This window comes from Flavobacterium sp. UBA7682 (assembly GCF_002482945.1).
Lineage (GTDB): Bacteria > Bacteroidota > Bacteroidia > Flavobacteriales > Flavobacteriaceae > Flavobacterium.
The window spans coordinates 214,610-223,779 of sequence record NZ_DLGY01000046.1; the positions used below are offsets into that span (position 1 = coordinate 214,610).

Below are 9,170 nucleotides of genomic sequence, written 5' to 3' on the forward strand. Positions count from 1 at the left end.
AACAAAAGACCTTAGTTTGTAAGGTCTTTTGTTTTTCTAAGTAAATTTTAAAAATTAGTAAACCACTTTCCGGATTACGGTTTCGCCCGTTTGTAATTTTATCTTTAACAATAAACCTGCATTGTTTTTTCTCAAGTTAAAAAGGGTGAAATAATTGGTATTGATGTTTGGATAAGTATCTAGTTTTTGGCCTAAAAGATTATAAACAATTATGGATTCCATTTGAAGATTGTTAGAACTTACACTTACAACATCTTTAATTACAACTCTGACGTTGTTGTCTGTAGAGAACTCAGGATTCCCAAGTGTGTTGTTAAGATAAACTACTTTGAATCTATCCTTAATCAAACCGTTTGAAGCGGAGAATTGATAAGGACTGGCTTTTAAATTGTGGGTAATATTCAATAAATTATCTTTAAGGTAGATATCTTGTTCGTTGAATAAACCGTCAATGGCTGCCAAGGCAATAGTGTAAATTCCTGAGTTTGGAATGTTTACGCCAATTGGCACTTCGTCATAAATATTGAATGGTAGTGAGCGACCTTGAATAGAGTACAAGCTATCATCAATTAAAGAGTAGATTTGTGTACTCCCGGTATTTTGAGTCTTGCAATCGAAGAAATTATCTTCGCCCATGGTTGCTTCCTGAATATAGCCAAATAGGGTTCTCTCAGACTGACCAGTTGCGCTAATGATGTCTAGCCAAATTCTGTTTCTTTCTAAATTCTCAACATTATTGCCGCTTGAACTATTAGTTGTGTTAGAAGAAAATCTGTAAAAAGAACTATTGCTGTAAGTGGCGCTTCTCAAATTATTTGTAAAAGTTACAGTGTCACTTCCGGCAGTTCCGTCAATCATTTGTACAAAGAAACCTTGTCCGGAGCCAATAAATAAATCCGCCGCTGCCGCTGGACAGCAACTGGTGCCGGTAAAATTGTAAGTCAAATAATCTCCAGGACTATAGTTATAAACAAAAGAATCGTAAAACGGATTGGCAATCGCAGTGGGTAAAGTTCCATGCGTCCAAAGTCTAATATTGCCCATAAGTTTGGTGTTGTTATCAAACAAGAACTGACTCCCTCGAATAGCTGATGGGTAAGGGTTTCCGAGTAAATTCCAGTTGTCACTATAGTTGGTTATTTGAACACCATTAGTGCCATAATGCAACCCTGTGTTGGTGTCATTTCCTCTTTCTATAGCTACGGTTATGTTTCCGTTGTTGGGTACTCCTGTAAAAACACCATTTAAAGTTGCCGCAGTAGAAGAACTAAAGCTTGATGGGCCACTGGCGATATATCCTTTTCCGGCTATCATTGTATTACCGGCGGCATTTTCCCAATTGCCTTGACCGCCGTTAGGGTTTACTACTGTTGTGTTCCATTTATAAATTCCCCATGAAGTCAAGGGTGATGCAATATTACTCACGTTGAAACCGGCTACTGGTGATGACCAATAAACATAGTCAAGACTTCTGATAAAAGCATTCCGTCTATAAACAATGTTACCGGTATTAGCATTGTTATTTATTTGAACTAAACTCGCATTATTGTTGATTAAGAAAGTTCCATTGGCTTGGACATTTACCCAGTCAGTAACGGTTATGCTATTGTTTGAATTGATGGTTAATACGGCTCCGTCTAAAACAGTTAGCGAACCTGCTAAACCATTGTAGCCAGTTCCTGAAACAATAGGATCGTTTGCGGTATCAGGTATTACTACACAATCTGTTGCAGTAGGTAATGTTCCTCCTGACCAATTTGAAGTTGCATTCCAATCTGATGAACCGCCGAGCCAAGTTTTTCCATAGGAGACAATTGCACTTCCGCTAACGTTAGCCGCTACAGCAGGACAATTACTGTCACTTGTAGCGGTTAAAGTATAAGAGGTAGTAGTGGTAGGTGAAACAGTAAATGTATAGGGAGTTGCTGTAATTCCGGATACAGTTGTTGGCGTAGTTCCGTCAGTGTAAGTTACACTCCAAGGCTGATTTCCTGTTAAGGCTACACTTATAGTGGTGCTTGTGTCACAAATTGAACCCGCTCCTGAAATAACAGCTGTTGGGCCTTGAATAACAATATTCGCTGCAGTTCTAATACTTGGATAGGCAGAACAAGCTGCGTAAAAAGTATAGGTTCCCGGTGTGTTGGTGTTTGAAAGTCCTGAACCGGATACTCCAACAGGATTAAAAGGTGTTCCTGTGCCTATGGGAGTTCCCCCTGAAGCTGAAGTATACCATTGAAGTATGCCGTTAGTTCCTGATGCTAGTGTTCCTGGTCCAGTGATGTTCCAAGTGTAATTATTTGTAATGGTTGTGTTGCTAAATGAATAAACTGTAGTAATTAAAGTGTAAGTAACTCCTGCAGTTAAGTTTGCGGAGATTTCTGACTCCAAAGAAGTAGCTCCTCCATCATCATCTCCTGCTATCCATGTTCCGGTTGCGCAACTTCCTGGGGTGAAACCACCTGTTACGATATACCCCATTCCATCATAAGCTGATGTGTCAGCCATGGCAAAAACGTATGTGCCTGATACACTAACCTGGAAGTTAAGAGTGGTGTAATTTGCGGTTTCAGTATCAAAAGCGCAAGGATCTTCACTCGATATGAAAATTAGAGGCTGAAGCGCGATTGGATCTGTTGCCGCGTTCCACGAACCATTTATAGTATTCCCTAAATTGGTAGAAGCAGCACAACTAGCAGTAGCGGAAATTATTGTGCTTGCTCCTTGGCATATTGTTGCCCCTGTTGTTATGGGTGGGGCAATTAGAGTAGAAAATGTATAGGGTATCCATATGCCTTGACCGGTTGCACCACCACAATCTGAACGAACCCAAATGAAGTAGTTCGTTCCGGCAATAAGACTTGTTAAATTTACTGAAGTTACTCCGGCCGCTATATCCCCTGTTGGGGTTGTACCGGCTGTTGGGATTGTAGCAGAGGTTGATAGATAATAGTCATAACCATTTGCCGGAGCAGGTGAAGCCGGAGTCCAAGAGACTGTTGCAGTAGTTGTTGTTATTGAAGAAGCTGTTATTGCAGAAGGATTTCCCGAGCAAGGCAGCGATAAAATTGTTAAAGTGTAATCTTCGGTTTCGCCAAAGCTAATTTCACCACAAGATTCCGGACTTGAATCATCATAGTCTATTCTTATCCTCATTCTATAATTTCCAGGTAATGCAGACGAAGAAACAGCAAAGCTACCTGTTGCATCTAATACTGTGCCAGCAGAGGTGTAAACACGTTCTCCTGCATCATCAAAGTCTAAATCATTATTCCAATCTACCCATATAGAAAAACCATAATAGTCATAATAAAAATCGGCTGAAAAATTAATCGTACCATAAGGTAATTGACTAACAGTCATTCCTGTAAAGTCACCATATCCGGATGTAGAAAACCCAGTACTGTTATTGGTAATATTCGCTACACCGCCAGTAGTTGAAAAACTATCTATATATTCTCCTGTATAATATGAAGTTGCGGAGCAATATCCCGTTGTTGTTGAGCCTTGAGTATAAGTGCTGTTACAACCATTGGATGCTCTAATTCTATAATAATAAATGGTGTTTCCTGTTAATCCTGCTAAGTTGTAAGATGTAGTTGGGTTACTTATTGTGAATGGTGAACCGACTACGTTTGAGGTATAACCGGCATCTGTGGTTACTTGAAGTGTATATGTTACGGCATTGGCACCACCACCTATTGATGTTGGCCAACTAAAATTGATACTTGTTAATGTAGCAGTTGTAGAAACTGGCGAGGGCGCAACAGGACAAGTAACAGCATTTCCGGATAATGGAGCTGATAAATGATAAATTGGTCCTCCTATACAACTTGAGTTGTTGTAAGCATAGATATAGTAATAATAGCGGGTATTGCCATTTAAGCCTGACGTTGTAATAGAGGTGGAATTACTACTTTGAACAAAAGTCAAACCTGAACCTAATGTTGCAATATTATTAGCATCGTAAATTGTTCCGTTTGAAGGTGAAGTCGGAGGTGTTGATGAAGTAGATAGTATCACCAAATAGCCACTTGCGGTTCCTGAAAATGTTGCCGGGAAGGTTGAAGAAGTTACTGTGCCTGTTGTAAAACCTGTCGCTTGTGAGCTTGGTGCTGTACAATTGGGTAGCGTTGTCACGCAAATGGCAAACGAACCCTGTGATCCGATAGTATTTGCGTTACTGTGAACTCTAACATAATAAGTGTTGCCAATGGTAAGTCCGCTTAAAGTTGTTGTTTCAACGGAAGAACCTGTTGTAGTATTGACACAAGCTATGTTGGTTAATCCTCCGCAATTTCCACTATAAACTTGAAAAACGGCATTGTTAAGTGTGTTTGGTGTAACAGTAACTACATGATTAGTTGAGGTAGCCGTAAAATGATACCATACATCATCATCAGAGTTTCCATCACAGCTCGTAGATGATTGCGTGGCGCCGGAAGTATTTCCATTTGTACTTGTTGTACAAGTAGCAGTTGGGTTTACAGTTAAACCAACAGAAGTACTACAATCGTCATTTGATGGCGGTACTACACAACTTCTTGAAATGGTGAAGGTTCCGGTTGTGGTTGAGCCTGATAAGTAATGTGCAAGATAAACATAATAGGTAGTTCCGTTTACTGAGGTGAATGTGTATGTTTCTCCTGCAGTACTATTGTCTACGCAATCAATACTGGTAAAAGACCCACAGCTTCCCGAAGAAATTGACATTTCATGGTCAAATGAAGCCGTAGATGAAATAGTAGTGGCTTGTCCGTTTCCAACAAAAGTGTACCATTTGCCATAATTACTTATTGAACATCCTAATCCATGTGGAATGTTAGTTGTGCCTACAGTAGTTCCGGCAAGATTTGTAGTACCGCAAGGTAGTGACACTGCAGTGTCACATTGGCTAGTGGTGACGGTTACTGAACTTAAATTCATGTCATTATTATTAGAATTAACAACTCTAATATGATAGGTGTTAGTTGCAGTAAGACCGGTTAAATTCATTACTTCTGTTTGAGGACCTGCAGTCGTATTAGTATTAGAACAGTTGAACTGAGTAAGAGAGCCACAAGCCCCTGAATATGCGTATATTACTAGTTGTCTGTTGGTAGAAGTCACAGTTACAGTGGCGATAGAACTTGTGGCTACAAATTTATACCAACCATCTCGCGATGTTGAGCCTCCTGAACAACCAGTGGCAATAGTCGGGTCATTTACAACAGCGTTGGATATAGTTCCTCCTACTGCTGTGCCGTTTACAGTTAAAAGTGTCGCATTTAAACAATCTGCTCCTTGAGACTGTACTTTGCCCGAATGCAAAAGAATTGTTAGAAATGAAAAATAAAAAATAAACCTACAAATTTTAGATTCTGAATTTGAAAAAAAGTATTTATGTTTCATGTTTAATTATTAATGATAAGATGCTAAGCTTATACGGGTGCAAAGTAATAATATTTTGCAAATAGTTTAAATAAAAACATTAAAACTCAATAAATTAACGGATAAAGCGCAAATATTCTCAGTTAATTTTATGAAATGTCACAAAAATAATAATTGCAAAAATACATTCGAAATCTGTATTGTTTATATTGAAAAAAACTAAATAAAATTCTGTTAATCAATTTATTGTATTTTTTTTGCTATATCTTTTTTTTAGAAATAATTAAATAATTGTAAAAAAGAAAAGTTAAAGTTAAAAATATAATTTAGTATTCAATACTAATTTGATATGAAGTAACTTAGAATAAAAACTACAGAATAAGTTTGCAAAAAAAAGCATTGGCTTTAAATAAATAATTTTTCAATGTTTTAGAGTGTCATTTTTAAGAATGGTCTTGTTAATTAAAGGAAATCTATTTGGAGTTAAAGGATTTGTTTTTTATTTATTGATGTGTTATGCTTTTTTTATATATTAGTATTTTTAATGCTTGTTTTTAAGGTGTTTATATTATGAAAAAGCTTTTTTGTGTATTTATTTTATTCGTTTCAAATGTTCTTTTGGCTCAATTATACGTTAGTTCTAACAGCTACATGTTTGTAAAAGATCGATACGTTTTTGTAAATCAAGATGTCAATCTTCAAAGTGCCGGTAACGTTTATCTAAGAAATGAAGGGCAATTTTTGCAAGGAACCACAAGTACTTCATTAAACAAAGGGGAAGGTGTCTTGTCTGTTTTTCAAGAAGGAACTTCCGATAATTATGATTATAATTATTGGTGTTCTCCTGTTGGAAATGCTTCTAATTCAGATGGGAACGAAAATTTTGGAATCACTATGTTACATCGACCGTCGTCTGTAATTAATAGCAATCCTGCCACTATGCTTTCTTCTGGTTATGATGGTGTTTCAGATAATGGCTCATTATCAATAGCGACTTATTGGATTTGGAGATTTTTGTCTAGTGCTACTTATTCTCAATGGATACATTCCGAAGCCAATACAGATATTGAAGCCGGACAAGGTTTTACCATGAAAGGAACCAGTGGAAGTGATAATACCAATGTCGGAGAAGTAGCTTTAAATAATCCCGGAAGTGCTCAGAGATACGATTTTAGAGGAAAACCTAATGACGGAAATATAACGGTTGGAGTTGCTGCTGATAATTTCACCTTAACCGGAAATCCTTATCCTTCAGCTTTACATGTTAATGCTTTTTTGTTAGATGCTTCTAATGTTGATTGCACCGGGATTGCCTATTATTGGGAACACGATAAAACGGTAAATTCTCATTTGCTGTTAGCTTATCGTGGAGGATATGGAACCTATGCGCCGATTAGCATAAGTCCAACTGAATATGGAGTTTATGTGCCGGCTACTTTCAATTCGTATAATATTGACGGAACTTTAAATACTGTTGGCGCTTCTTCGGGACTGACATCAATTCAAAGAAAATACGCTCCTGTCGGGCAAGGGTTTATGGTTAGAGGAATTGCATCAGGATCACCAACATCCATAACTTTAAAAAACAGCCACAGAACTTTTTATAAAGAATCAGACGCTTATTCTGAATTTGAAAGAAATGGGAATAGTCAAAATAATGTTACTCAGTCCGAACCGATAAATCACATCGCACAGATACGTTTGAATACTATAATGGACAATCAATTTACCAGACAAATCGCTTTGGTTTTAATGCCTACAGCTACTGATGGTATTGATAGAGGAATCGATGCGAAATCGCCTGTTGAAGAAACTATTCCGAATGATGTTTATTTCTTTTTAGACAACAGCAAATTTGTTATTCAAGGCGTAGCATTTGATGTGAACAAAAGAATTCCAGTCGGTGTGAAATCTACCAATAATGCTACTTTCAAGTTTGATGCTTCGATGATATCAAATTTTGATGAGTCTCAGGATGTTTTCATGTATGATGCTCAAGATAATATTTATCACGATATTAGAAATAGTACTTACGAAGTGGTTTTGCCTACCGGTGTTTATAACAATCGATTCGAAATTACCTTTAAAGATGCCAACTTAAATAATGAGTCAAATATAAAATCGGATTTGGTTATTTTTCAAAATAACGCGGTGCAAACTTTTACGGTTTCTAACCCAAATGCATTAGATTTAAAATCGGTTAAGCTATACGATATCACCGGAAAGCAAATTTTTGACAAACAAAATTTAGGGGTTCAAAACAGCTACGAATTTTCAACAAATGGTTTGGCCGGAGCAGTTTATTTGGTTGAGGTTGTAACTAATGACAATCGGAAAATGGCACAGAAAATCATAGTTTCTAACCAATAAGAAATTTTTAAAAGCGATTTATAATCGCTTTTTTATGGAGAGAGAGAACAGTGTTTCGTACCTTTGTTACCCGAGACCTTTAGGTCGAACTGTACAAAGTAAAAACCACTTTTTGGAAAGTTATAATCAAAAAATTGAAATCGAGAACCCGGATTATTCGCTTTACATCAAGCGCGAAGATTTGCTGCATCCTTATATTTCAGGTAACAAATTCAGAAAACTGAAATACAATTTGGCACAAGCCAAAAATGAAAATAAGCCAACTTTATTGACTTTCGGAGGTGCTTTTTCCAATCATATTTTAGCGGTTGCTGCTGCCGGAAAGGAAAATGGTTTTAAAACCATTGGCGTAATTAGAGGCGATGAGTTGCGAGACAAAATCACTGAAAATCCTACCTTGCAAAAAGCCCAAGATTTCGGAATGGTTTTTGAGTTTGTTTCCAGAGAAGTTTACAGCCAAAAGAGCAACTGTGATTTTATACTGAAATTAGAAGAGAAATTTGGTGATTTTTATCTCTTGCCCGAAGGCGGAACCAATGATTTAGCCATAAAAGGATGTGAAGAGATTTTAACTGAATCCGATGGTATCTTCGACTATATTTGTTGTGCAATAGGAACTGGTGGTACGATTTCAGGAATTATAAATTGTTCAAAAAGTAGTCAACAAGTTTTGGGATTTCCTGCTTTGAAAGGTGATTTTTTAAGGGAAGATATTCGTAAATTTGTTCAGAATCAAAATTGGGAATTGGTTTCCGATTATCATTTTGGGGGTTACGCCAAAGTCACGCAGGAATTAGTACAATTCATCAATAATTTTTATCAAAAATATCAAATCCCTTTAGATCCGATTTACACCGGAAAAATGGTTTATGGTGTTTTAGATTTAATGGAAAAAGAATGGTTTCCAAAAGGCTCAAAAATACTCTTGATTCACACTGGCGGTTTGCAAGGAATTGAAGGCATGAACCGCTTATTAAAACAAAAAAACCAAATCGAAATAAAAACCTATGATTAAGAAATTTTTTTTATTACTCCTTATGATTTTTGTGGCTTCTTGTGGTTCAAACCAATCAGTAGTCAGAACGTCACAACCTGATCCAAGAAAAGCAACAACTCCGGTTGCGCAAAGAGTCAAGAAACCGATTTACAGACCAAATCAACCTAAAAAACCGGAAGCAGTTGCGCAAAAAACAACCACAACTATTCCGAACAATTCTAGTTCTACAGAGATTTTAGAAGCAACAACCAGAGTTAGAGTAACTACTGAAATGGTCTTGGCTTATATAGATAAATACAAAGCCATCGCCAAAGAAAATATGGAAAAAACCGGAATTCCGGCCAGCGTTACTTTAGGACAAGCTATCTTAGAATCAGGTGCTGGAACAGGTCCGTTAAGCATGCAGGCTAATAATCATTTTGGAATCAAATGC

At 37.1% G+C, this 9,170-nt stretch carries 4 protein-coding genes; 3 read left to right on the forward strand and 1 reads right to left on the reverse strand.

Going from position 1 to position 9,170, the window contains the following annotated elements:
- Positions 1–54: 54 nt before the first annotated feature.
- Positions 55–5,391: a GEVED domain-containing protein gene (locus B3C16_RS14720; RefSeq protein WP_291132935.1), complete on the reverse strand. Its 5,337-nt coding sequence runs from the start codon at positions 5,389–5,391 to the stop codon at positions 55–57.
- Positions 5,392–5,940: 549 nt separating this feature from the next.
- On the opposite strand from B3C16_RS14720, the gene B3C16_RS14725 reads away from it, so the two are divergent.
- From B3C16_RS14725 to B3C16_RS14735, 3 genes are all read left to right on the forward strand, one after another.
- Positions 5,941–7,740, forward strand: coding sequence for a T9SS type A sorting domain-containing protein (locus B3C16_RS14725; RefSeq protein WP_121314928.1), 1,800 nt, complete (start codon positions 5,941–5,943; stop codon positions 7,738–7,740).
- Positions 7,741–7,852: 112 nt separating this feature from the next.
- On the forward strand, positions 7,853–8,755 hold the full coding sequence (locus tag B3C16_RS14730; protein ID WP_291132938.1) for a 1-aminocyclopropane-1-carboxylate deaminase/D-cysteine desulfhydrase: 903 nt from the start codon (positions 7,853–7,855) through the stop codon (positions 8,753–8,755).
- Positions 8,748–9,170 (forward strand): glucosaminidase domain-containing protein (locus tag B3C16_RS14735; protein ID WP_291132940.1); only part of this gene is annotated, 423 nt, incomplete at its 3' end. The genes B3C16_RS14730 and B3C16_RS14735, both read left to right, overlap by 8 nt.